Origin of the sequence: Halomonas sp. AOP12-B1-6 (assembly GCF_052379225.1) — a bacterium.
Lineage (GTDB): Bacteria > Pseudomonadota > Gammaproteobacteria > Pseudomonadales > Halomonadaceae > Vreelandella > Vreelandella casei.
Genome location: NZ_JBQSYK010000003.1, coordinates 719,408 through 742,247 on the forward strand (window position 1 = coordinate 719,408; position 22,840 = coordinate 742,247).

General features: G+C 56.2%; 23 protein-coding genes. 12 read left to right on the forward strand and 11 right to left on the reverse strand.

All coding sequences use genetic code 11. The features are described 5' to 3' along the window. Positions 1 to 27: 27 nt before the first annotated feature. Both dacB and trmB read right to left on the reverse strand, forming a co-directional pair. Positions 28 to 1,506, reverse strand: a complete 1,479-nt coding sequence (gene dacB / locus ACT3TR_RS12330; protein ID WP_096278134.1) for a D-alanyl-D-alanine carboxypeptidase/D-alanyl-D-alanine endopeptidase — start codon at positions 1,504 to 1,506, stop codon at positions 28 to 30. Continuing rightward, on the reverse strand, positions 1,503 to 2,168 hold the full coding sequence (trmB, locus tag ACT3TR_RS12335; RefSeq protein WP_096278132.1) for a tRNA (guanine(46)-N(7))-methyltransferase TrmB: 666 nt from the start codon (positions 2,166 to 2,168) through the stop codon (positions 1,503 to 1,505). The genes dacB and trmB overlap by 4 nt, the downstream gene beginning before the upstream one ends. A gap of 209 nt (positions 2,169 to 2,377) precedes the next feature. Between trmB and ACT3TR_RS12340 the strand changes: the two genes are divergently transcribed. The 7 genes from ACT3TR_RS12340 to ACT3TR_RS12370 all read left to right on the forward strand — a co-directional run bounded on the left by ACT3TR_RS12340 (position 2,378) and on the right by ACT3TR_RS12370 (position 9,492). Then, entirely contained in the window at positions 2,378 to 4,261 is a 1,884-nt protein-coding gene (locus tag ACT3TR_RS12340; RefSeq protein WP_441684193.1) for a beta-ketoacyl synthase, read from the forward strand. Continuing rightward, positions 4,258 to 4,752 (forward strand): pantetheine-phosphate adenylyltransferase, encoded by a 495-nt coding sequence (coaD, locus tag ACT3TR_RS12345; protein ID WP_441684166.1) that lies wholly within the window; start codon positions 4,258 to 4,260, stop codon positions 4,750 to 4,752. Before ACT3TR_RS12340 ends, coaD begins: the two co-directional genes overlap by 4 nt. Before the next feature lie 72 nt (positions 4,753 to 4,824). After that, positions 4,825 to 5,073, forward strand: a complete 249-nt coding sequence (locus ACT3TR_RS12350) for a YfhL family 4Fe-4S dicluster ferredoxin (protein ID WP_096278128.1) — start codon at positions 4,825 to 4,827, stop codon at positions 5,071 to 5,073. A gap of 17 nt (positions 5,074 to 5,090) precedes the next feature. Next, entirely contained in the window at positions 5,091 to 6,395 is a 1,305-nt protein-coding gene (locus ACT3TR_RS12355; protein ID WP_441684165.1) for an MATE family efflux transporter, read from the forward strand. 134 nt (positions 6,396 to 6,529) lie between these two features. Further along, positions 6,530 to 7,840 (forward strand): short-chain fatty acid transporter, encoded by a 1,311-nt coding sequence (locus ACT3TR_RS12360; protein WP_096278124.1) that lies wholly within the window; start codon positions 6,530 to 6,532, stop codon positions 7,838 to 7,840. An 84-nt stretch (positions 7,841 to 7,924) separates the two neighbouring features. Next, on the forward strand, positions 7,925 to 8,452 hold the full coding sequence (locus ACT3TR_RS12365; RefSeq protein ID WP_096278122.1) for an acyl-CoA thioesterase: 528 nt from the start codon (positions 7,925 to 7,927) through the stop codon (positions 8,450 to 8,452). Positions 8,453 to 8,487: 35 nt separating this feature from the next. Beyond that, positions 8,488 to 9,492, forward strand: a complete 1,005-nt coding sequence (locus tag ACT3TR_RS12370; RefSeq protein ID WP_441684164.1) for an ion transporter — start codon at positions 8,488 to 8,490, stop codon at positions 9,490 to 9,492. A gap of 1 nt (position 9,493) precedes the next feature. Here the strand turns inward: ACT3TR_RS12370 and ACT3TR_RS12375 are convergent, their stop codons facing one another. Continuing rightward, positions 9,494 to 10,888 (reverse strand): aminotransferase-like domain-containing protein, encoded by a 1,395-nt coding sequence (locus ACT3TR_RS12375; protein WP_441684163.1) that lies wholly within the window; start codon positions 10,886 to 10,888, stop codon positions 9,494 to 9,496. Between the two features lie 97 nt (positions 10,889 to 10,985). Between ACT3TR_RS12375 and ACT3TR_RS12380 the strand changes: the two genes are divergently transcribed. Continuing rightward, positions 10,986 to 11,591: a LysE family translocator gene (locus ACT3TR_RS12380; protein WP_096278115.1), complete on the forward strand. Its 606-nt coding sequence runs from the start codon at positions 10,986 to 10,988 to the stop codon at positions 11,589 to 11,591. 28 nt (positions 11,592 to 11,619) lie between these two features. Here the strand turns inward: ACT3TR_RS12380 and ACT3TR_RS12385 are convergent, their stop codons facing one another. Then, the gene (locus tag ACT3TR_RS12385) at positions 11,620 to 11,991 is read right to left on the reverse strand and encodes an I78 family peptidase inhibitor (protein WP_225734463.1); all 372 of its coding nucleotides are present in this window, start codon (positions 11,989 to 11,991) and stop codon (positions 11,620 to 11,622) included. Positions 11,992 to 12,101: 110 nt separating this feature from the next. After that, on the reverse strand, positions 12,102 to 12,233 hold the full coding sequence (locus ACT3TR_RS12390) for an entericidin A/B family lipoprotein (protein WP_096278113.1): 132 nt from the start codon (positions 12,231 to 12,233) through the stop codon (positions 12,102 to 12,104). A 175-nt stretch (positions 12,234 to 12,408) separates the two neighbouring features. On the opposite strand from ACT3TR_RS12390, the gene ACT3TR_RS12395 reads away from it, so the two are divergent. After that, positions 12,409 to 12,828: an HIT domain-containing protein gene (locus ACT3TR_RS12395; RefSeq protein ID WP_441684162.1), complete on the forward strand. Its 420-nt coding sequence runs from the start codon at positions 12,409 to 12,411 to the stop codon at positions 12,826 to 12,828. A gap of 7 nt (positions 12,829 to 12,835) precedes the next feature. On the opposite strand, the gene ACT3TR_RS12400 is transcribed toward ACT3TR_RS12395, so the two are convergent. The 4 genes from ACT3TR_RS12400 to ACT3TR_RS12415 form a co-directional block, all read right to left on the reverse strand. Beyond that, complete coding sequence (locus ACT3TR_RS12400; protein WP_444625085.1) at positions 12,836 to 13,891, reverse strand: nickel/cobalt transporter; 1,056 nt, start codon at positions 13,889 to 13,891, stop codon at positions 12,836 to 12,838. An 80-nt stretch (positions 13,892 to 13,971) separates the two neighbouring features. Beyond that, on the reverse strand, positions 13,972 to 14,637 hold the full coding sequence (locus tag ACT3TR_RS12405; RefSeq protein WP_096278107.1) for a DUF1007 family protein: 666 nt from the start codon (positions 14,635 to 14,637) through the stop codon (positions 13,972 to 13,974). Beyond that, on the reverse strand, positions 14,634 to 14,993 hold the full coding sequence (locus ACT3TR_RS12410) for a hypothetical protein (RefSeq protein ID WP_441684160.1): 360 nt from the start codon (positions 14,991 to 14,993) through the stop codon (positions 14,634 to 14,636). Before ACT3TR_RS12410 ends, ACT3TR_RS12405 begins: the two co-directional genes overlap by 4 nt. Then, on the reverse strand, positions 14,990 to 15,550 hold the full coding sequence (locus ACT3TR_RS12415; RefSeq protein ID WP_444625084.1) for a hypothetical protein: 561 nt from the start codon (positions 15,548 to 15,550) through the stop codon (positions 14,990 to 14,992). Before ACT3TR_RS12415 ends, ACT3TR_RS12410 begins: the two co-directional genes overlap by 4 nt. Before the next feature lie 120 nt (positions 15,551 to 15,670). Here ACT3TR_RS12415 and ACT3TR_RS12420 point away from each other — a divergent pair, with 120 nt between their 5' ends. The 3 genes from ACT3TR_RS12420 (at position 15,671) to ACT3TR_RS12430 (ending at position 18,805) form a co-directional block, all read left to right on the forward strand. Beyond that, positions 15,671 to 16,807, forward strand: coding sequence for a glycerate kinase (locus tag ACT3TR_RS12420; RefSeq protein ID WP_444625083.1), 1,137 nt, complete (start codon positions 15,671 to 15,673; stop codon positions 16,805 to 16,807). A gap of 197 nt (positions 16,808 to 17,004) precedes the next feature. Continuing rightward, entirely contained in the window at positions 17,005 to 17,481 is a 477-nt protein-coding gene (locus ACT3TR_RS12425; RefSeq protein ID WP_192536089.1) for a Dps family protein, read from the forward strand. A 139-nt stretch (positions 17,482 to 17,620) separates the two neighbouring features. Continuing rightward, a complete protein-coding gene (locus tag ACT3TR_RS12430) occupies positions 17,621 to 18,805 on the forward strand; it encodes an MFS transporter (RefSeq protein ID WP_444625082.1) in 1,185 nt (394 codons plus the stop codon). Positions 18,806 to 18,905: 100 nt separating this feature from the next. Here the strand turns inward: ACT3TR_RS12430 and ACT3TR_RS12435 are convergent, their stop codons facing one another. Together ACT3TR_RS12435 and ACT3TR_RS12440 are read right to left on the reverse strand one after the other, a co-directional pair. Beyond that, a complete protein-coding gene (locus tag ACT3TR_RS12435; RefSeq protein ID WP_444625081.1) occupies positions 18,906 to 20,372 on the reverse strand; it encodes an aminoacyl-histidine dipeptidase in 1,467 nt (488 codons plus the stop codon). Positions 20,373 to 20,399: 27 nt separating this feature from the next. Beyond that, positions 20,400 to 22,616: a tRNA(Met) cytidine acetyltransferase TmcA gene (locus ACT3TR_RS12440; protein ID WP_444625080.1), complete on the reverse strand. Its 2,217-nt coding sequence runs from the start codon at positions 22,614 to 22,616 to the stop codon at positions 20,400 to 20,402. Positions 22,617 to 22,840: the final 224 nt, after the last annotated feature.

Genomic DNA, 22,840 nt, shown 5'->3' on the forward strand with positions numbered 1-22,840 from the left:
GCCTCACCCTGTGAGCGTAAAGTTGAATCAGTTCGCTAAAATCATTGCATCTAGATCAAGAGACAGCGGATCCAGCACCTCGGGCCAGCTTAGGTAAGGCGTGCTGCCGTTACCGTTGACCAGGACGCTAAACACTCCCCAGCGCCCTTCCGCCGTACGAAAGTAACCCGCGGCAGCGCGAACTGCGAACGGTTGGTTTAGCGTGCCTGTTTTTAACATGACATTGTTTTGAAACGTCGCTGAGCCACGTCGAATAAAACGCATCACCCCATTAGCCGGCGATTGAAACGCCGCTACAAAACTTGGAAAAAGAGCGCTCTGACGAAACATGTCCTCTAGCATCACGTTCACACCTTGCGCAGACGTCCGATTTTCCGTCGTTAGTCCACTGCCGCTGTATAGCGTTAACGGCCCGTGCCCAGGCAGACCCTGAGCGTATGCTTCGACCGCTTGGCCCGCTTGGCGCAGCTGCGCTTGTGGCGTCTCAACTAGATCCAGCGCCAGCACATCAGCCATATAATTATTGGAGTAATTCATGATCCGCAGCAGTATCTCTTGTAGCGGCTGACCGTCGATCGCCGCCAATCGCTGGGCCGTGCTGGGCGGCTGGGTGGAGCTAACCCGCCACGGCTCACGCACTTGAATACCCGCCTGATTGAGCATGCTCAGCAATACTTGTGCTGTTTTTTCGGCAGCATCGCCCGCGCCGCGATAGACATCCTGGGCGTTGGCATTGGTTGAAATCTGCCCGGTGAGACGCATGACATCGCCGCGCTCATCCGTCACCCGCTCAGCACTGATCTCTGTGCCGCTGTTCGCCGGGCGAGTCGTCACCTGATTATCAATGGTGATCAACGGTGCCTGGCTGTCGCACAGGCCAACGCGTGCAGGCTCACCGGCAACGGCGGCTGGGGCAACATTAACGCACCAGGTGCCGAAATCAACGCCTGCCGAAGAAAGCGGTGCGCTATAGGCGTTAGTGACCTGGGTCAGGGCATTGCAGCGATCAGTGGTAATGCAATCGACAGGCCCAAAGCGCCACTGGCTAACCACCAATGCACCGTCAACGTCGCGAACCCCCGCTAGGTGCAAACGCTGCACCAGGCGCCATAAATTTTCAGTGGTCAGGCCCGGGTCTCCCCCGCCCTCAAACACTAAATCACCATGCAGCACGCCATTATCCACCCGGCCAGAGCTCACTAATTGGCTAGTAAAGCGATGCTGGGGGCCAAAACGATTCAGCGCCGCAGCGGCTAAATACGTTTTGGTCACCGACGCTGGAGACATCTGACGGTCAGGATTCAAACTACCCAGCAGCGCATTGGCGTTTGAGTCAGCGTCAAGTAGTCGCGCCTCAGCGCTGATCGAGAATCCTTTATCTTCTAATTGCCCGAGACGATTAAAGTCGGCAAGCAGCGGGGAACTGACCAGCAGTGCCGCGGTGGTGATGCTAACAACAGAAATACCACGCTGCAGACGCGCAGCTAGGTTAAAAAAATGCGTCATGTTCGCTCCAAATCAACGCGTAAACGCCACAGCGCCTGGCCGCTTTGCGAATACTTAGCTTCAAACGGGGTTAAATAATCACCATTGGGGAAAATTTCGGCAATGCTCGACTGCTTACCGGTCACCTGAGCCACCGCTGAAGCAAACTCCTCAACATATATTGGCCAGTTGGAGCGCAACTCAAGGCATCCCCCAAGGGCCAACAGTGTGGGTAAAATAGGATGACCATGCCAGCGCATTTTTAGGTGGCCAGACTTAGGGTAAGGATTAGGGTAAAGCAGATAGTGACGCTCGGGTGCCCAGCCAGCCTGGTGGGCGAGTCGCCAGAAATCGACAAGGTCCGCCCGAACCAGCAGAGCGTTCGCCGGCAGGTCACCGTGATCACGACCCAGCCGATGCTCACTACGATCAACGCCAATCACCGCTCTGGTTGGGAACTGGAGCGCCAGTTGACGTGTCGATATACCCACACCGCAACCTGAATCAAGTATCAGCGGCGTTTGGCGGGCCTGAAACCACTCGGCTGCCTGCGCAAAACTGCGCTTGGTATGGTCGGCAATTGGCTTGCGCAGCGGATACGCTAACGCTCGGCTGACTTGGCGCGCTAGATCGTGATGAGGGCCAGGTTGATTAGAAATCACTGATCGAGAATTATGCTGCATGCCATCTCTCGGCTGAAAAGCAGTGATTCTATCAGTCTAGAACGCTTGCGGCATGACGCCATTGCGCGCCCGGTGCTATCATCACGCCTTAATTGCTTATGAAGCGCATGACTCTGGTCATTATACGGTCCGAGTATTGCCAAAAACCGTTATTACCACCATCGCACCACGAGGAACCCGGCTTGTCACACTTACCGGTGATTGTCGGCATGGGTGGCATCAATCCCGCAGGCAGAACATCTGGCCATCAGGCCTTCCGCCGCACCGTGCTTGATGCTCTTCCTGCTGACCAGCAACGCCAGACACTGGAAGGCTTAGCGGCGCTTATGCGTCTTGTTCAGCACTCCGACAAAGGATGGCTTGATCAGTCTGGCCAGTCTGTAGATGCCCCTGCTGAGTCGCTGCGTGAACAGGTGCTTAACCATACCCTGATCCGCCGCAATGAAGACCCGCGCTTTCTCGCCCCGGGGATGCCGTCTAATCGGCAAGCCAGCATGCATCTTGCTGAGCCGATGCGCTTTACGCTGCGTCGACGCCAACTGCCCGACCACCTGCCGGCTGACTGGCAGGTGCGCGACATTGATGCCCGAGAGGTAGAGGTCAGCGTGCCCGCAGGCGTGCTAGAGGTGCTGCTGCCCGATGCACAGGTTCCTAAAGTACGTGCAGCGGCCCAGCTACCCAGCGGCTTTGACCCCGCCAGCCTCTACCGCAGCGTGCACCACCCTCGCGGATTATCTCTAGCGGTGTTTGGCGCCAGCGACTGCTTAGGCGCCAGCGGCCTTTCCTGGGAAGCACTACGACAGCAGCTGAGCCCGGATCATATTGCCGTGTACGCTGGGAACTCTATTGGTCAATTGGACGATCAAGGCTGGGGTGGCTTACTGAAGAGCCTGGTGAGCGGCCAACGCGCTACGTCTAAGCAGATGCCGCTGGGCTATGGCCAAATGCCTGCCGACTTTTTAAACGCCTACGTGCTTGGCAGCGTAGGCGGCACCGGCGCAGCATTAGGCGCTTGCGCTAGTTTCCTTTATAACCTGCGCCTTGGCATTGACGACATTCGCTCCGGACGCCGGCGGGTAGTGATGGTAGGCACCGCCGATGCCCCCATTACGCCAGAAATTATTGAAGGCTTTCGGGCCATGGGCGCGCTGGCTGACGATGCAGGCTTGAAAGCGCTAGATGCTCTGGAGCTGCTCACTGATGCTGACTACCAGCGCGCCTGTCGGCCGTTTGCACGCAACTGCGGCTTTACAATGGCAGAAGCCAGCCAGTTCGTAATGTTAATGGACGATACGTTAGCGATGGATGTCGGCGCCGACATTTTGGGCGCTGTGCCCGATGTATTCGTCAATGCTGATGGCTATAAGCGCTCGATCTCCGCACCGGGCATTGGCAACTACATCACCCTGGGTAAAGCGGCCGCGCTAGTGCGCGACATGCTTGGTGAAAAAGCGCTGAAAGAACGCAGTTTTGTGCACGCCCATGGCACCAGCACGCCCAAAAATCGCACCACTGAATCTCATGTCCTGGATGAAATTGCTCGCGCCAACGGGATCACCGATTGGCCCGTGGTCGCCATTAAAGCGTTTATCGGCCACTCGCAAGGTTCAGCTGCAGGCGACCAGCTAGCGAGCGCCTTAGGCAGCTTTGCCCACGGCCTGCTACCGGGAATCCCCACGCTTGACGCGGTGGCCGACGATGTCTATGCCGAGCGGCTGCGCTTGTCGCAAACGACGCAGGCATTTCATGCCGATGCCGCCTTTATCAATGCCAAAGGCTTCGGGGGCAACAATGCCACCGGCGTGGTGCTTTCCCCTGCGGTGACTGAGCGCCTGCTGACTCAGCGCCATGGCGCCGCTGCAGTGAGCGCCTGGAAAGAGCGTCGCGAGACAACTCGTCTAACGGCGGCGGCCTATCTTGCCCAGGCTGATTCTGGCCATTACGCCCCACGCTATCAATTTGGCGAAGCGGTGCTTGAAGGCCCAGAGCTGGATATCCATGCTGACCGAATTCACATTCCCGGCTACGATCACGCTATCTCGTTAACCAGCGACAATCCGTTTGGCCGGCTGGATGAGGAAACGTCGTCATGAGTATCGGCAATGCCAATATCGCCGTTTACCCAGGCACCTTCGACCCGATCACCAACGGCCATTTCGACCTAATTGAGCGCGGTGCACGACTGTTCGATAAGGTGGTGATTGCGGTCGCAGAAAGCCCAGGGAAACGGCCGAACCTCTCATTGGAAACGCGTATAGCCCTAGCGCAAACGGTTTGTGAGGCGCTGCCTAACGTTGAGGTAATTGGCTTTTCAAACCTGCTCACCACCATGATGCACGAACAGGGTGCATCGATCATACTGCGCGGCCTGCGCGCGATATCCGATTTTGAGTACGAGCTGCAGCTTGCCAATATGAATCGCGCTCAAAATCCGGAGCTCGAAAGCGTGTTCCTCACGCCTGCGGTAGAAAATTCGTATATTTCTTCGACCATTGTGCGGGAAATTGCCAAGCTCGGCGGCGACATTTCACCATTAGTTCATCCGCAGGTCGCCGAGGCGCTGCGTAAGCATTACACTAACTAGCCAACGCCATTGTTGAGTAAAACACTCAGGTATTGATCCCTTGAGTGCGCCAGCCATCCGCGAGGTACGCCCATGGCCCTGATGATTACCGACGAGTGCATTAACTGCGACGTCTGCGAGCCCGAATGTCCCAATGACGCTATTTCCCCAGGCGAGGAGATTTACGTCATCAATCCTAGCCAGTGCACCGAGTGCGTCGGTCATTTTGACGAGCCGCAGTGCCAGCAAGTATGCCCTGTAGACTGTATTCCACTCGATCCTGAGCGCCACGAAAGCCAAGAACAGCTGATGACGAAGTACCGCATCATCACTGCCGCTTAAGCGGCTCAGCCCTTAACGTGCGTATTTGGGCCCTCGCCTGGCCAATCATTTTATCTAATATCACCGTCCCATTGCTGGGCCTGGTGGATACCGCCGTGGTTGGACACCTGCCTGACTCTCGCTATTTAGCAGGCGTCACGCTAGGCGCGATGCTATTTAGCTTCCTTTACTGGGGGTTTGGCTTTTTACGCATGGGCACCACAGGGCTGGTTGCTCAAGCCATGGGGCGCGCGAATGACACTGACGTGCGCAACCTGCTGGGCCAGTCGCTGATCATGGCAATGGTGATCGGCGTCCTGCTTATTCTATTTGCATCCCCGCTAATCTCACTAGGGTTATGGCTATTAGATGGTAGTGACGTGGCCACCCACCTAGCCCGTGAATATGCCCAAATACGCCTCTGGTCGGCGCCAGCCGTTCTCGCTAACTATGCGATTTTAGGGTGGTTTCTCGGCCAGCAAAATTCGCGCGTTACCCTAATGATTTTGCTACTCACCAACAGTGTCAATATCACGCTGGATATATGGTTTGTGATGGGACTAGGCATGACCAGCAACGGCGTCGCTTGGGCCAGCGTGATTGCTGACTACACGGCTTTTGCGTTCGGTGGCTATTTAGTACTGCGCCAGCTAGCCACGCTGAAAGGTACTTTTTTGCGCGAACGTCTGCTCGCGCTAGCGGCCTACACCGCGCTTTTTCACGTTAATGCCAATCTGTTCGTGCGCACGCTAGGGCTATTATTCGTCATGGCCTTTTTTACCGCTCAGGGCGCGCGCCAAGGTGACACCATACTGGCTGCCAACGCGGTACTCCTGCAATTTATTATGCTGACCAGCTACGCTTTAGATGGCTTTGCCCACGCGGCAGAATCGCTGGTGGGGCGCGCTTACGGCCGCAAAGACTGGCGCGAATTTGCGCTTACCGTGCGCGCCGCCGCACGTTTTTCCTTTTGGACCGCGGGCACGGCGGCCTGCCTGTTCGCCGTGGGGGGTAATGGGCTGGTGGCCATGCTTACCGGCCTTGAAGAAGTGCGTATAACCGCGGCGCAGTATCTGCCGTGGATGGTGGTTATGCCGCTGATTGCGGTGTGGAGCTATCTACTCGACGGTATCTTTATCGGCACCACCGGCGTGCGCGAAATGCGCAACAGTATTTTCATCGGCCTTGCCGCTTACCTACCCGCCTGGTGGCTAACCCAAGGGCTCGGCAATCATGGGCTCTGGCTATCGTTTATTCTGTTCACCCTGGTTCGCTCGGCGGTATTGATCCATTACTATCACCGTCACTACCATCGCCGCTACCAGCTAAACCGCTGGCGCTAAAACGGGGCAATTAGCGTTAACTAAGCTAACGTGAGATGAAGCGCGCAGCTTCAAGGTGAAAAATGCCGCCCTCCCCCGTATATTAGCCACGGATCAGCCACGCACTTCCTAATAATGAAAAAAGAGAGCATCCCATGCTTAAAATGATATCAAAACCGGCGGTTAAGCTAGTGGAGCGCTATCTGCCTGACCCGTACATTTTCGTTCTGCTGCTGACGCTCATCGCCTCAGTCGCCGCGATTGCTATTGAGCGCCAGTCACCGCTGGCTGTCTTGCGGTTTTGGGGTGACGGTTTCTGGAGCCTGCTGACCTTCTCCATGCAGATGCTACTGGTGCTGGTGACAGGCTTTATGCTGGCAAGCTCTCCACCGGTAAAGCGCATTCTGCAAAAAATTGCCGGCACCGCCAAAACGCCCGGTGGTGCTATCATTTTAGTCACGCTAGTCTCATTGGCAGCGAGTTGGATCAACTGGGGATTTGGCCTGGTTGTCGGCGCGCTATTTGCGAAAGAGCTGGCCCGTCTGATTCGCGTTGACTACCGGCTATTGGTTGCCAGCGCCTATTCCGGCTTCGTCGTTTGGCACGGCGGCTTAGCGGGCTCTATACCGCTGACGATTGCGACCGAGGGTCACTTTGCCGCTGATCAAATTGGCGTTATTGGCACCGGTTCAACGATTTTTGCCTTCTTCAACATCGCGATCGTGATCTGCCTGTTCATTGCTATACCTCTCGTCAACCGCATGATGCTGCCGGATGAAAAGGATAGCGTTTACGTAGACCCTAAAGTGCTCGACGATGAACCAGAGCAGATGGGGCGTATTACACGGCCGGCTGAAAAGCTCGAAAACAGCATGGCTCTCGCGCTGCTGGTCGGGGTACCCGGACTGCTGTTTTTGCTGGATCATTTTTTACTGCGCGGAGGCAGCCTGAACCTTAACGTAGTTAACTTCCTGTTTTTGTTCCTGGCCATTGTGCTGCACCGCACGCCACGTAATTTATTGAACAGCCTAAACGAGGCGATTAAAGGCGGCGCGGGTATCGTTATTCAGTTCCCATTTTACGCGGGCATTATGGCAATCATGGTGCAGTCCGGATTAGCAGAAAGCATGTCCGAATGGCTGGTGTCCTTTGCCACGGCGACAACGCTACCGTTCTGGTCATTTATTAGTGCGGGCATCGTCAACCTGTTTGTACCCTCTGGTGGCGGCCAATGGGCCGTGCAAGCGCCGGTCATGCTACCTGCAGCTCAAGCGCTAGGTGCCGATATTTCACGCGTTGCCATGGCCGTTGCCTGGGGCGACGCCTGGACTAACCTGCTGCAGCCCTTCTGGGCATTACCGGTGCTCGCCATTGCCGGGTTAAAGGCGAAAGACATAATGGGCTTCTGCCTGATTCAGCTATTTATCACCGGTATTATTATCTCCATCGGACTGGTGTGGTTCTAGCACTTCTTCATTGCCCGCCGCTAATTCACCATTGAGAGGCGGCGGGCAACCCTTAACGTTTTAAGATAACCGCAGGAACACCGCATGACCGACGCCGAAATAAGTGCGAACAGCGCCCTGCCCGGGCAGCACGAACTGTCGATGACCGTACTGATGACGCCGGATATGGCTAATTTCAGTGGTAAAGTTCACGGCGGCGCCATTCTTAAAAAGCTTGATGAAGTCGCGTTTGCCTGCGCCAGCCGCTATTCGGGCCATTATGTGGTGACACTGTCAGTGGATCAGGTGCTGTTTAAACAGCCGATTCATGTTGGCGAGCTAGTCACCTTTTTAGCCAGCGTCAATCACGTTGGGCGCTCATCAATGGAAATTGGCATCAAGGTCGTGGCTGAAGATATTCGCAATAAGCTGATTCGTCACACCAACAGCTGCTACCTGACCATGGTCGCTGTCGATGCTGATGGCAAACCCGCCAGCGTGCCGCCGCTTAATTTGGCAACCCCGCTGCAGAAACTGCGATTTGAAAAGGCCGCTCTGCGCAAGAAGCTGCGCAAGCAGGCAGAAAAAGAAGAGCGTCTGACCCAGCAACAGTATCAGTCGCGGGCTCAGTAGCAGAGCACTGCATCGCCCAACGACAAGGAGTTCGTATGCCCGCTAGGGAACGCTACCCGCACCTGCCTAAAGCCGTTGAATATACCCACATCGGTTGGGATTTTCTTATCCTGGCGGCGGTAGTCATCAACCTTGGGCTACTGCTATTTGATTCACTATTCCTGCTAGGCCCTATCAATCAAGGCATTGCCAGCATCGCACCGAGTTTTCACACGTTCTACGCTGACGTGATACATAGCCGTTTTACGACTATCGATTTAATATTCGTCAGCTTTTTTATCGTTGATGTACTGCTGGGCTGGTCCATCGCGATTGCCGAGCGGCGCTACCACCGGTGGTTCTTTTATCCCTTCGTACATTGGTATGACGTGCTGGGCTGTATTCCTCTGGCGGGCTTCCGCCTGCTGCGGATTCTACGCGTGGTGTCGCTGATCCACCGCCTGCATCGCCTCGGCCTTATTGATGTTGCCCGCTGGGATATCACTCTGTTTTTTGCCAAATACTACGATATTTTGCTTGAAGAGCTTTCTGATCGCATTGCCCTTCGCCTATTGGGCAATGTGCAACAGCAGATCCGCGCCAGCGATTCGCTGACCGAGCGGATCATTGAGCGTGTGATTATGCCGCGCAAAGCACAGCTAATTCAGGAAATCGTTCAGCGCCTGGAGAGCACTGTCGGTGAGGCTTACCAGCATAATCGTCAATCCATCATGACGGCAATCAGTGATTTGGTGCATCGCACCCTGCGCGAAAGCCCAGAGATTCAGCGGCTGCACCGACTGCCGATGGGGCAGCAGGCAACCAGCGCGATGGAAGTCTCTTTAAGCGGCGTTGCCCAGCGCTTAGTCGATGAGCTGATGCTCGGCATTCATTCTGACGAATTCAGACAGCTAGTAGAGCGCACCGCCGATAGCGGCTTTGACACTTGGTTAACGGTCGATGAAGGCAGCAGCCGCGTGACAGAGCAAGTACTATACGATGTTCTCGAAATGCTAAAAGACCAAGTGCGCCATCAAGGGTGGAAAGACCGTTATGAATAATTTACAACGTGGCGGGCGCCAGGGGGCGCTCAGTTAAACAGGCAGCAACAATGCTCAATGCATGAATAAGCTTGCTACGATTCGACGCGGCACCAATACATAGACGAATCGCTTGTGGCGCTGGCGTACTCCCGACACAAAATGGCTCTGCGCTACTGACCTTCACGCCTCGCTGCAGGAGTCGCTCACATAACTCCACCGCGCGCCGACCCTCGGGTAGCGTGAGCCATACATTGCTGCTGTGTGAACGTCCGCTTAGGGTAAAACCTTGCAGCCATTCGGCCGTTAACCGCTGACGTTCAGCTAATTCTTGGGTTTGCCAAGTAAGCAGCTCCTTAGCCGCCTCCTGATTGACCCAGTGACATGCCACATCAACCATTAATGGAGGTACCATCCAACTCTGCGAGCGTAGCCCCGTCGCAAGTCGCTCATGCAAACATGTCGGCGCTCGAAGCACCCCAATACGCAGCCCGCCCGCGAGTACTTTAGCGGTACTGAAGACAAACAGCGTACGCTCCGGTGCAAGTTGATAAAGCGGCGTGCCGCGCTGCTCCACCGGCAAATATTGCACGCCATCTTCAATCAGCCAGATATCATAACGCCTTGCTAACGCCACCAGCTGTTCGCGACGTGGCTCGCTTAAACAGGCACCGGTGGGGTTGTTCTGATCCGGTGTCAGGTAGATAGCTCGAGGCGGTTGCCGGGCACACTGAGCTTCAAGAAGATCCACCCGCATTCCCTCATGGTCTTGACCGATCCCAACCAGTTTGAGGTGCGCCTGTTGCGCGGCGCTAATAGCACCAGGGTACGTTAACGCATCAGCGGCCAACAGCTCGCCTGGCCGAAGTAACGTGCTGAGCGCTAGGCTAATGCCGTGCTGGCCACCTTGAGTAATAAATAGCTCATCGGCACTAAACGGCATTCCCAATTTATTCAACCAGCTCGCCAGCACACCACGTTGCTCACGACGGCCTTGGGCTTCTTGATAGGTAACACCCCGGGCTAATGCGGCCCCTGACTGGCTTAAGGCAACCAGGGCTTCGCTCAGCAGCGACTGACGCAACGGATGTGGTGGCGGTATGCTAAGGCTTAAATCGATCATGCCGGGCGTTTCATCACTATGAAATGTCGGGCTAAAAGCGCTGGCTTGGGATTCGCTCTTCACATAGGTGCCACTGCCTACCCTGGCCGACACCCACCCATTGCGCTCAGCCTCAGCATAACCACGCGTCACCGTGCCGACGGTCACCCCTAGCGCATCTGCCAACCGGCGCTGAGGCGGCAAACGCTCCCCAGGTAGCAGTGTCCCGTCCTGAATGGCGGATTCGACGGCGCTGGCAATAGCACGATAGCGCGATCCAGAAAACTCGTTTAATGAAGGCACCCAGATTGTCATGGTGACAATAAAACCTTTGACGTCATTTTAATCCCCATTATGCTAGCAAAAGCAGCCTCAAGACAATCTTAAAGCGCACATTGTATGGATACAAAAAATGAACAGTGAATGGTTAATTCTGGGCCCTGCCGCACTCTATATGATGTCGATGACGCTAACGCCTGGCCCAAACAACATCATGCTCACGGCGTCTGGGGCTAACTTCGGTTTTCGGCGTACGCTGCCGCATATGTGGGGGATTTTGGGTGGCTGCTTTGTACTGTTCGCGGGCATTGCGCTGGGCTTAGGTGTGCTGTTTGAGCGCTATCCATCGCTCCAGCTCGCCTTGCGCTGGCTCGGCAGCCTGTATTTGCTCTATTTGGCGTGGAAGATTGCCACCGCACCGCCACCCAATCTTAAGGCCCAAGAACATAGCGTGCCGTTTACATTTTGGCAGGCGGCGACGTTTCAGTTTGCTAACCCTAAAGCGTGGGTGATGGGGCTTGCTTTGATGGCGGGCTTTCTGCCGGAAAGCGGCCCTCCGGTGCTTAACGCGCTGATGCTTGCCGGCTTTGCGGAATTGGTTGGCCTACCCTGCATTGCACTATGGGCCGCTTTTGGCAGTGCCATTGGGCAGTGGATCAAAAGCGACCGCGCATGGCGTTCGTTCAATATAACGATGGGCGCGCTGACCGCCGCCTGCGTTGTACTGATTTTACGCTAACGCTGCATGGGTTAAAGCGTCAAGCGTCTTAGCCGCAGCGCACATCGGCAATAACATCTTGATCATCAAGATGAATATTCAAACGATTAGGGCGATGGTCCATGGTCGCCATATCGTTTGGACGCAAGACACGCACCTGGCTGGCGCCGCTTTCGCTTTGCAGCTGGGACACCCCAGCTTCATCGAATGACTCACCTATCGCATCGTTGATAGCCTCTAAATCACAGGTTGAGGCCTGCTCTTGAGCGGCATTACTGGAAGTGACCGTTGGCGGGGGCGGCGCGGCATCTACATCATCGTTAGCCGGTGAAATCGGCATTTGAGAACTAACGCACGCCGTTAGCAGCATAGTGAAGGCGCCCATGGCCACAACTTTAGACAGGGTAAAGCGAGGCTTCATCCTTGAGTCTCCAAAACGTAATGAAAAAATGAGCTAATGAACCCGAACGGGCTAGGCATTAGCCTAGCCCGTGGGAATACTAGCGTTATCTCTAATCCAGCCTTAACTAATTATTCAGCTGCATCTTGGACGGCTTTACCGCCTTCTTGCACATCCTGACCAGCGCCAGAAATAGTGTTACAACCGGACAGAACACCTGCCGTCATCAGCAGCATAAAGCTCATGGCCAATAATTTTTTCATTTACGTTCTCCTTAACGAGTCATTCAACATCGGGGGGAACTCCACTGGCAATGCGACTCACCGCCTGGGAGTTTTTTTAGGGTAACAGCGTTTTCGCAATTGCGCTTGTTTTCCCTACGCCACGCCGTGGCTGCTATGCTAATAAACACCTAGTAAGTATACGGGAGCCTATTACTTGAACGATTTCACGCTTGATGAACGCCTTGCCAGCGACACATTCCCCGTGGCGGATCTGCCTCTTTGCCGCGTACTGCTAATGAATGATGCGCGCTACCCATGGGTCATTCTGGTACCGCGCCACCCAGCGATCAGCGAGATATTTGAACTGCCCGCGGCGGATCAACAGCAGCTATGGCGTGAGGCAACCCAGCTAGGCGAAGCAATGAAGGTAGCGCTGGGAGGCGACAAACTTAATATTGCCTCGCTTGGCAACGTCGTGAGCCAACTGCACGTGCATGTCGTCATACGTCAACATGGCGATGCTACCTGGCCTGCGCCCGTTTGGGGCAACGGCACGCCGGAACCTTATGACTTAGCAGGCCAGGCTCACATGCGTGACCAGTTGCTTGCACACATTCAAACGCTAGATGTTTAGTCAGCGCTTACCCGCTAAGAGGGTGGCCCACTCGGGCGGGCGGCTCGTTAAGCAGCGGCCCGCCGACAGGCTCGACTATTCCCGCAACGCTGAGTGAACCCCCTAGCAAGACGATGAACGCCCCGCCGGCTAAGGCCAGCCAACCAGCGGCTTTTTGAACGCGACGCTCGCTATGCTGCTGCGTAGCCAAGCGCCGCTGCGCCCATCCGCGTGCCACAATGCTGGCGACTGCAAGCGCTGAAACGGTGAGGCCCGTGCCAACCGACATCGCGACCACTGACGCAACGCCCACGTAGAATTGGCCTAGCAAACTAGCAGCGCCGACCATCAGCACTGCGCCACTACAGGGGCGCATACCAATGGCCCCCACCGTCATCAGCGCCGTACGCCAGTCCAATACTTGCTGGGGCTCAATATGATGGGCTCCGCCGCAGCAGTGGTTGTCATGGCTAACATGGGACTCATGATTGTGATCATGCCTATGGCTGTGATTGTGCTGATGACTGTGACTATGCGCCGCGACGGCAGGCTTATAAGCACGCCGAAGCTGCTTGATGGCTCGCCAACATAGCCATACACCCAGGGCGGCTACGAGTAGAAAGCTTGCCTGTTCAACCCACACTACGCTGCCCATCGCTTGGCGCGTTACCCAGCCCAAGCCGTACACCAGCACTACCACCAGCATAATGGCGGTCAGCCCCTGGAGTAAGGAGGCTGCAAAAGAGAGCCCTAGCGCACGCTTCACCGCGCCGCCATGAGTGGCTAAATAGGTCGCCAGCACGGCTTTACCATGCCCTGGCCCAGCGGCATGAAAAACACCATAAACAAAGCTAATGCTCAGCAGGCTCACCCATGTCATCAGCGTGGGCGCGCCTGACAGTTCGGTAATCGCCATCGTGAGCGAGCGATGCAAACTTCGCTGCCAGGCCAACAATTGATAGCTCACGCCCTGTAGCGCACCAGTCCAAACGATAAGGGCCAGCGCTGCGACCACCAGCAGAAAGCAAAGTAGTAAGCCAGAATGGCGTGTGAAGGATCGCGTTAAAGGCCGTGCTAAGGGCATCGTAATGTCTCGCCGCTAAAAGTTATAAAGTAACACATCACGATCAATTGTCAGCCGGGATTTTGTGAAAAACAACATTCTTAGCGACCCGTACAATCAACGCTGCCCGTTTCCGCAAAATAGCGTCCCAGCCCTGGTTCACCGCTTTCGCCTTTATCAAGCAGTGCGGCTTGCATCACCAGTTCGGGATCAGGGTTAGCGGGCAGAATGCTCAGCTCACAGGCAGGCCCCCCCTGGAGGACTAGTGCATCATCGGTGGGCTGATTATCGTCCGCCTCATGCACTACTTCGATGTAGTAGGTGGGGTCAAACACTTGGTACGTAAGGGTTGAATCGGTCAGGGATTGAGGCGTTTCCAGCGGCAGAATAAACATGAAAACTAACCGGCCATCGCGTTCCATAGCGGTGTATTCGCTCACCTCGCCCAGCGCCTGACGCTCACCGTTAATGCTTATCTCGGTGAGGTAGTGCTCGCCAGAGAGATTGTCGCGAATTTCTTTTCCCAGCTGATCAAGCCCCTGTTCAAGGCTTGCATTTTCTACCTGCTGAAGCTCTTCAAAGACAACCAGGCTGTAAAATGGATCCATTCGCCACGTTTGATATAAACCGCTAGCGACGCCCTGATCATCTGTCATGACCTGAACGCTCAGATCAATCCAGCCATGCGGGTGCGCAAGTGCCTCCGCGCTGACAGACAAGCCACTCACCCCCATTCCTAATGCCATAGCAGCGTGCGCCAGCCTCATGGCGCAACGCCTAGTTTGCTCTGTAAGGATACAAGCCATGGGTCTAATACGTAGGGAGGCAGCGGCTGATTACCCCGCAGCGCGGAAACACTCACCCGACTACCGCTGCGCTCCTCACTGACCTGCAGCTGCAAACGATATTCAGGCCAACGAGCAAGCGATGCCTCCGCTCGCCCCAGTGAAATATCCGCATGACGAACGACGTAGCCCTGCTCCACCATGAGTTCTACCGCTTCGCGAAAGGTCTCTTCAGGCGCAGTGGCATAGAAAAGCTCGCGAGTTTCAAGCGGTGCCGTCGTTGCGCAGCCTGCCAGCCCGCCCAGCAGGCTTATCAGCAGCCAATGGCGAATCATCATAGCGGTGTCCTCGTTGCCGGCACGCGTTGTTCAAAACTGTTTTGAAAGCGTTGGCAGAAATCGGCGTTACTGGCGCTATAGGATTCACGTAAATCACCTACGTGATCAAAGCGGCGAATATCTCGAGATATGCGTATATGGGCGTCGCTCACCAGTAATGAGACGCGCTCCACCTCAACCGGCTGCTGGCCTACCCCGCCGCCAAAACCAATTCCGCCGAGCCCGATACCCACACCTGATCCGCCCCGCCCAAACCCCAATCCGCCGAATACCCGCATTCCCCGCCCGTAGCCGTAGGCGTTGTCGTAAGGATCATAATACCCCTGCAGCGCACGCTCACGACTGGCGCTAATCAGACCTAATGTGGTATCGGTAGAGCTTAGGGTAAACCCTTCTTCGATTAGCACATCCACGCTGGTTTTAAGCGCACCCTCTGCTGAGGTGGGAAAATAACAAGCGGCGGCGGGGGCAGGCTCGGCTTGTGGCAAACGATCAGGGACCGCCTGGCAGCCAGCCAGTGTCAGCAGACAGGTTAAGCTTATCGGTATCGACTTCATGTTAGATCCTCTAACGGACGAGGCCGCTGGTTGACCGCTGATTAGCGCGCTGAGCTCGCCAACAATGGCCGTATTATGATGACAATATTTTGATAAGAACGTTTTGCGGAGTCCGTACCAATGAATATATTGCTTTGCCCTGACAGTTTCAAAGATGCGCTGAGCGCCCAGGCGGCCGCTGAAGCCATGGCGCGGGGTGTAAAACGCGCGGTGCCTGATGCACACGTTCAGACCTGCCCCTTGGCTGACGGCGGCGAAGGCAGCCTAGATGCACTGATCGATGCCACCGGCGCAGAACGGCGCCAGCTGAGCGTTCAAGATGCTCTGGGGCGTCCGCGCCAAGCAACGTGGGGCTGGCTAAGCGACCAGCGTACCGCGTTTATCGAATTGGCAGAAGCCAGCGGCTTACAACACCTCACCGCCGAGGAGCGTAACGCTTTAACGACCTCGACGTTTGGCGTCGGTGAGCTGCTACTCGCAGCGCTTGACCAAGGCGCAGAAAAGGCACTATTGCTACTCGGCGGCAGCGCCACTAACGACGGCGGTGCCGGCATGCTGCAGGCGCTGGGCGCCCAGCTGCTCGACCAGCAGGGTAAATCGCTCCCCCCCGGCGGGGCGGCACTTAGCCAGTTAAATCGTTTAGAACTTGAGGGGCTGGACCATCGCCTAGCCAGCCTCACACTAGAGGCCGCGGTTGATGTGGATAATCCGCTGCTAGGGAAACGCGGGGCTAGTGCGGTATTCGGCCCGCAAAAAGGCGCGTCTTTGCAGCAAGTCGAGCAGCTCGATCAAGCACTTAGCAACTTTGCGGACATCAGTGCGCAAACGCTGGGCTGCGATCATCGGGCGCTGCCCGGTGCAGGAGCAGCCGGCGGCATGGGGTTTGCTGCAAAGGCGTTTTTGAACGCCACTCTAAAACCCGGCATTGAGATGATTATGCAGCAAGCCGGTATGGCGGAGCGGCTAGCCCGTGCAGACTTGGTAATTACCGGTGAAGGCCGCCTGGATGGCCAAAGCCTAGCGGGCAAAACACCCATCGGCGTTTCCCGCGCGGCCCAGCGTGCCAATAAACCGGTGATTGTGCTCGCAGGCAGCCTCGGCGATGGCTGGGAAGCCTGCTTTGATGAAGGCGTGACCGCGGCATTTGCGTTAGCCGATGGCCCCATGGCATTAAAAGATGCCCTGCCACGCACCGCCGAGCTGCTTGAGGCACGCTGTGAAAGCCTGCTACGGCTATGGGCAACCTCCCAGCGATAGTGAATGTTTCTCCTCAGGCCTTGAAAAAATCAATGGCTGCCAGCATTTAGTAATCAGTCACAGGCAGCCGACACAGACGTAATGTCGTGGCGCTATGGAAGCGATACATAAAACCTGTTTTGCATCGCGTCCAATACGCTCTATGCTGCATATCACGCATTAACCGCCGCGCCAGCGGCACCGATAGGGAGCAGGATATGACAGACACCAATAGCATTGGCCTACACGAAGGCAGCGCTAGCCAGCTCGCCGAAAAGCTTAACCATCTGCTGGCCAACTATCAGATTTTTTACATGAACGTACGTGGCTATCACTGGAACGTCAGGGGCAGTGACTTCTTCGAACTCCACGTCAAATTTGAAGAGTATTACACCGATCTACTGACCAAGGTCGATGAAGTCGCCGAGCGAATTTTGACTCTAGGCCACAAGCCAGTACACGCCTACAGCGACTACATAAAGCTTTCGAACATTCAGGAAGAAAAGGATGTTCACGACGGCAAAACCTGCGTCAAAGGTGTTCTGAAAGGCTACCAAACGCTCATTGAACTGCAGCGTGAACTGCTAGCCCTAGCGTCGGACGCCGACGATGAGGGCACGGCCTCTCAAGCCGGTGATTACATCCGTGAGCAGGAAAAAACCATTTGGATGCTGAACGCTTACTTGAGTAAATAAGTGGTTAAATAACCGCCCAGCAATAGGTACGTCAAACGGCACCCACTAAGGGTGCCGTTTTTATGTTTCTAAGCAAGCAATATTAAGCCAGCGCTTTAGCTACTCACTTTTAACGCCCGTGACACGGCAGGAAATTTTCATGCCCCTCGTTGTTTATATTCTTGGACTAACTATCTTCTCACTGACCACATCGGAATTCATGGTCGCGGGCATGATGCCATCGCTGGCAGCAGCGTTTGATATTTCGCTAGAGCAGGTCGGCTCTCTCATCTCAATGTATGCCTTTGGCATGGTGATTGGCGGGCCACTGCTAACCGCTGGCCTGCTCAAACTTCGTGTGCCCAACAAATCGGCGCTACTTTGGCTGCTAGCGCTGTACGCCGCCGCGCAGTCTATTGCCGCGTCGACAGACAGCTATACGATCATGACATTAGCGCGCATCGCGACAGGCGTGGCGGCATCAGCCTGTATCGGCACCGCGTTATCCATCTGTGCAGAGGTCGTCGCTGTCGAGGCGCGCGGACGCGCTGCTTCAATCGTGTTGGGCGGGTTAATGCTAGCGGCAGCGTTGGGCGTACCTATCGCCACACTGATTGATCAGAATGTAGGCTGGCGCGCCAGTTTCTGGCTCGTGGTGGCGCTCACGGCGCTATGTGCCGTTGCCATTAGCATTCGAGTGCCGCTATCTAAATCGTCAGCCCCCATTGGGCTGAGCAAGGAGTTGGCCGAGTTTAAGAATGGCCACTTGTGGTCTGCCTATGCCACCAGCGCCTTCATTATCGGCGCGACATTCGCAGCTTTCAGCTATTTCACACCAATCCTGACAGAAGTAACCGGGTTTTCCATAACGGCCATTCCTTGGCTGCTTGGCATGTATGGCGTCGCTAATATCGTCGGCAATGCGGTGGTGGGACGCTACGCGGATAAGCACACGTATTCGGTAATGGTTTGCGGGCTATTGCTGCTAATCGCGGCACTGGTGGCGTTTTCGCTGCTAGCGCAAAGCGCCACGGCCAGTATTATGATGGTCATTTTGATCGGGCTGGTGGGTGTCACAATGAACCCTGCCATGGTGGCACGGGTGATGAGAACGGCCCGGCCGGGCACGCTGGTCAACACGGTGCATGCATCGGTCATCAATATTGGCTTGGGAATGGGCGTTTGGCTAGGTGGTCTCGGCATCAGCACAGGCTATGGCCTGCTTTCGCCGCTTTGGGTCGGCACGCTGCTGGCCGTTCTTGGGCTACTTAGCCTGCTGCCCTATGTGGCACGACGCGGCAGCGACAGCCCGTCATCTCAATCAGCGTTTGGTAAGCAGGCATAGCGTCCTTTAACGATAGCGACATCGGCCTCTAACGTTTCAAGCCCTTGGGATAAACAACACCAAGGGCTTGAAATAGGCCATCCTTATACGCTTCAGCGCGTTATTTAGCTTCGGCAAGATCCTCAATTAACGCCCGCAGCATCAGCCAGAACTCTTCCACCGACGCAAGCTCTACCCGCTCATCCGGTGAGTGAGCACCGCGAATCAGCGGCCCAAACGAGATCATATCTAGATGCGGGTACTTGCTGCCCAAAATGCCGCACTCGAGTCCTGCGTGAACTACCTTCACCTCAGGCTCGCGGCCCAGCAGCGCCAAATGGCGTGCGTTGAACGTCGCCAACAGTTTACCCTGTGGATTAGGCGCCCAGCCGGGATAGCCGTTTTCAACTTTCACCCGCGCCCCAATGAGCCCAAACAGCGCATGAAAACGGTCGCCCATGGCAATCACCGCACTGTCGTGCAGTGAACGCACCAATGCACAGAGATGTAGCCGGCCGTTTTCCAGGCTTAACACGCCAAGATTATTGGAGGTTTCTACCACGCCTGGCACATCGGCACTCATTCGCTCAACCCCACAGGGAGCGGCATGCAGCGCGGCCAGCAGCATTAAGCTAGCATCTAAGGTTAACGGCTCAGCAGCAGGTGTTTCCTCCACACGCTGGGCGCTGATTTTAAGACCGCTGTCACCACTCCCCAGCTCTCGCAGCAGAATAGTTTCAAGCCCGGCGATAGCGACCATGGCCGCATCGACTTCATCGCCAGGCAGCGCCACCTGGGCAAACGCTTCGCGAGGGATCGCATTGCGCAAAGTGCCACCGTGATAGCTTATCAGGCGTGCATCAAACGACTCTAGAGAGCGCAATACTCTGATTAATAGACGGTTAGCGTTGCCCAGCGGTTTATGGATATCAATGCCGGAATGGCCACCTTTTAAACCGGTCAGCGCAATGCTAATCACTTGCTCATGATCATTCACGGCAGCGCTGGGTAGCTGAGCATCCACTTCAACATCAGCCCCGCCAGCACAGCCAATATAGACCTGGCCGCGATCTTCGCTGTCCAGGTTGAGCAGTAGCGAACCCTCTAACCAATTCTCGGCTAGATTCAACGCCCCGCCCATGGAGGTTTCTTCCTCCAAAGTGAACAGGGCTTCCAGCGGCCCATGGCGTAAATCGGGGTCTTCTAGCACGGCAAGAATCGCCGCTACGCCCATACCGTTATCAGCGCCTAGGGTGGTGCCATCGGCGTGCAGCCAGCCGTCGGCAACGTAGGTGCTGATTGGGTCGCGAGTAAAGTCATGCGCATGGTCGCTATTCGCTTGCGCCACCATATCCAGGTGGCCCTGAAGCACTACGCCAGGCGCCTGTTCGCAGCCTGGAGAGGCGGGTTTACGTATGCGTAAATTACCAAAGGTGTCACGGTCATGAGCAAAGCCTTGCGCATCGGCCCAAGCCTCAAGAATGGCGACAAGCGCCGCTTCATGCCCAGACGGGCGCGGCGTATTACAAAGCGTTCGAAAGTGGCGCCAAACGATAGTGGGCGCCAGTGCTTCAAGATGTGCGTTCATGATGACTCTTCGTTATAGGCAACCGGCCTACTTTACCGGTTCAATGAGTGTATGCACAGCGATGCGTAAGGCTTGAACTGCCTCGCCATGAGCCTTCGCCTGCGATCGATTTTGAAATGCCCATGCGGCCAATTGGTGGTGCGCGAGCTGTTGCGAATCCGTTAAAACGCAGCGACTGGCTGCGCGCGCCAGGGCCTGTAACGCCGCTCGTGCAAGCACAGGATCGCGATGAGCCAAGGCCACATCGTCTATATCTTGCCAATCACGCGCACTCAGCGCCGCGGCAGGCAATGCAGCGAGCAGCAGCGCAACCATTGATGCAGGCAGCGTGTTAAGTTCAAACGCCAACAGGCCTAAAAGCCCTGCCTGGAAGCGCGCGCTAAGGTCAGCCAGCACATCCTCCCCCTGCTCATTCAGCGCCTTTGCGACCATCACGGCAAACTCACCGGTCGAGGTCTCGCGGCTAATACCCAAGCGTACCGGGATAAAACCTTGCGCCAGCCAAAATTGCAGCAGCGATGCCTCAGCGCCAAAAGTGGCCCCATACAGCGCCACGCCCTGCTGTCTCGCGGCGTTCATATCTGCCTGTAGCAGCGCTTGCCCCAATCCTTGGCGGCGCCGTTCGGGATGAGTGGCAATACGCACCACCCGACGCCAGCGAGCGGTCAGCGCCGCGCGGCTACCCGTGTGAGTAGCGAGCGACTGAGCTAACAGATGCCCCTGCGGCCGACGCTGGCCGCGGGCGACCTGGTCAGCAAGGTCCGCCTCAAAACCGCCCTCCTCACGAGTAACCAAGACAGCCTGCGGCTCGCTAGCCTGTTCGATAGTACGCAGTTCAACACCCGGGCCATCAAGCAGTTGACGTAGGTCGTTAGGCGACGTGCGGTAGTGCGACTGCACCAGCAGCCCAAACAGTTTTTCCAGCCTAGCGTCTTGCTGAGCAAGCGCGTCGCGATCAACAACCGTGGTTATTTCAGCACTTTGTTGCGCCTGTGCGATAGGCAGCGGCGCTTTTAACAGCAGCAGTCGGTTGACCAAATCCTCCAGCGGATCATTGATACGCCAACGAATGGGCGTTTCAAGCGTCAGCGCCTTCCACGATGGAGTAAGTCGATCTAGCGTGGCACGAAAGCGCAGCGCGAAGCCGCGCCCAGAACCCTCGTAGCCATGCACCGTGGTCGCAAACGCAATCCGTGGAAAAGCGCCAAGCCACTGGCCCAGCAAAGCAGCAGGAATGGCCGCCGCCTCATCTACTAGCAAATAGCTGCCATCGCCGCCCTGCTGCTGCGCACTGATCTGCTCGGTTAACGCATCCGGCGCTAGATAAAGCAACTCGCTGCCCTGAGGTAGCACAAAGTGACCCGGGGCAACGCGACTGCCGCCCGGGCAAAGAGCCACTACGCGTTCAAACACGCTCTCGACCGAGCTAAGGCGCGGCGCGGTGAGCACGACCGTACGGGGCTTATGAGCGAGCAGCCTAGCGCAGGCAACCCCCAGCGCCGCACTTTTCCCACGCCCACGGTCAGCGGTCATCACCAGCGGTCGGCGGCGTTTCAGGCCGACTAACGCCCTAACAGCCTGCGCCTGATCAGCCGTCAAGCAGTCGCTATCGCCACTGAGGTAGTCATTATTAGCGTCATTGTGGCTATCCTCATTGCCATGAACGTTATGTGCGGGTAAACGGGGCAAATGCAGCGCGCTGCCCGCACGCCAGCACACGATCTGATCAGAGGCCTGCAGCTGGCGTGCTAATCGGGCAAGATAATGACAGCTGAGATCTTCCCAGCGCAGCGGATGGTCCGCGAAGCGGGCGTAGTCTGGGTCGGGTGCCTGCCCCCATGGCTGTGGCGTGATCAGCACCAGCAAACCACCGGCGATGAGAGTTCCAGACAGTGCTCCCAGCGCCTCAGGATCAAAGCCGGTGTCATGAGTATCAAGCACGACTAACTGATGCTCGGCCCCCAGCCGCGTGCGTGCTTTGCGAGGTGAGAGTACCGGCGAAAAAGCAGACGACTCACATTGGTTCGTCTCTTTGTCGCTGCCTACCCACACCGGCGCCTGCCAAGGGTGGGCTTGCCAAAGCACCCGCGCGAGACGCCGACACTGCTGGGCATCGCCGCTTAACCAGACCAGCTGACGCCAATGCCTGCGGGCTAAACGCCGGGCGTGATGAACTAACGTCGCCACTTTGCGTAGCTGCTGGCCATCTAACGCGCGACTATCTGCCTGTGTTTCTGCACCCACCGTTATTCCCTTTTCTATTTGCCGCCATCGCTTCCCATAGCGTCACCCCGTCAAACCCGTCGCCGAGCCTCTCATGGCGGGGCTCTAACTTACAACTTTGGTTGCATGATTCGGCTCATTTCAACGCTGACTCACTACTTGAACCTTGTCATGTCAACTTAAAAACAGAGGCAATCTATTATTTAACAGATGCTTAGCTACTTTATTAGCACAAGACTTAATCG